Raw genomic sequence first — 1,553 nt, 5'->3', positions numbered from 1 at the left:
CGTTCCCGCTACCCCCCGCACCACCTCCTCCTTTCTACCCTCCGGGTCTGACAACGAAGTGAGTGACCACGATGACCAGCACCAAGCGCCCCCTCCGGCGGGGAGCCGCCCTCGCCGGCGTGCTCGCGATCGCCACCCTCGGACTGACCGCCTGCGGCTCCGATGACGACGGCGGCTCCGGCGGCGGCTCCTCGCCCGACGACGTCCAGTCGGCCCTCGAGGCGGGCGGCGAGATAACCGTCTGGGCCTGGGAGCCCACCCTGACCCAGGTCGTCGAGGACTTCGAGACGGCCTACCCCAACGTGACGGTCAACCTGGTCAACGCGGGCACCGGCAACGACCAGTACACGGCGCTCAGCAACGCCATGGAGGCCGGCAGCGGGGTGCCCGACGTGGCGCAGATCGAGTACTACGCGCTGGGGCAGTACGCGATCGGCGAGACCCTCACCGACCTGAGCTCCCTCGGCGCCTCGGAGCTGGAGGGCACCTACTCGACCGGCCCCTGGAACGCGGTGCACGCCGGTGCCGACGGCATCTACGGCCTGCCCATGGACTCGGGCCCGATGGCGCTCTTCTACAACCAGGACGTCTTCGACGAGCACGGCGTCGAGGTGCCCACCACCTGGGACGAGTACGTCGAGGCGGCCCGCGCCCTGCACGAGGCCGACCCGAACGTCTACATCACCAGCGACATGGGCGACGCCGGCATGACCACCAGCCTGATCTGGCAGGCCGGCGGCCAGCCCTACACGGTCGACGGCACCGACGTCGGCATCGACTTCTCGGACGCCGGCTCCACCCGGTACGCCGAGACCTGGCAGCAGCTGATCGACGAGGACCTGCTGGCGCCCGTCAACGGCTGGACCGACGAGTGGTACGCGGGCCTGTCCGACGGCTCCATCGCCACCCTGGCCACCGGCGCCTGGATGCCCGCCAACTTCGAGTCCGGCGTGCCCGGCGCGGCCGGCTCGTGGCGGGTCGCCCCGCTGCCGCAGTGGGAGGAGGGCGCGGCGGCCAGCGCCGAGAACGGCGGCAGCTCGCTCGCCGTCCCGGCCGCCAGCTCCAAGCAGGAACTGGCCTACGCCTTCATCGAGTACGCCAACGCCGGCGACGGCATCCAGACCCGGCTGGACGGCGGCGCCTTCCCCGCCACCGTCACGGAGCTGGAGTCCGACGCGTTCCTGAACACCGAGTTCGAGTACTTCGGCGGCCAGCGGGCCAACGAGATCTTCGCCGAGTCGGCCGCCAACGTGGTGGACGGTTGGTCGTACCTGCCCTACCAGGTCTACGCCAACTCGATCTTCAACGACACCGCGGGCCAGTCCTACGTCTCGAACACTCCGTTGACCCAGGGCCTCGCCGACTGGCAGCAGCGGTCCGTGGACTACGGCACCGAGCAGGGCTTCACGCTCACCGACTGAGCCCGTCGCAACGCGGACCGGGGCCGGCCGCCGTCACCGCGGCCGGCCCCCGTCCCCACCGCCGTGGAGCTTCCGCAGAGCTGCCGCGGAGCCTTCCGCAGAGCCTTCCGAGGAGAACGATGACCCCCGCCC

The 1,553-nt window shown here is 71.2% G+C and carries 1 protein-coding gene; it reads left to right on the top strand.

The window, feature by feature from the left end:
• Positions 1-71 precede the first annotated feature (71 nt).
• Positions 72-1,421: an ABC transporter substrate-binding protein gene (locus tag E1283_RS36065; protein WP_132822373.1), complete on the top strand. Its 1,350-nt coding sequence runs from the start codon at positions 72-74 to the stop codon at positions 1,419-1,421.
• The last annotated feature ends 132 nt before the right edge of the window (positions 1,422-1,553 follow it).

Origin of the sequence: Streptomyces hainanensis (assembly GCF_004348415.1) — a bacterium.
Classification (GTDB): domain Bacteria; phylum Actinomycetota; class Actinomycetes; order Streptomycetales; family Streptomycetaceae; genus Streptomyces; species Streptomyces hainanensis.
This window is presented reverse-complemented; position numbering and strand designations above follow the sequence as displayed.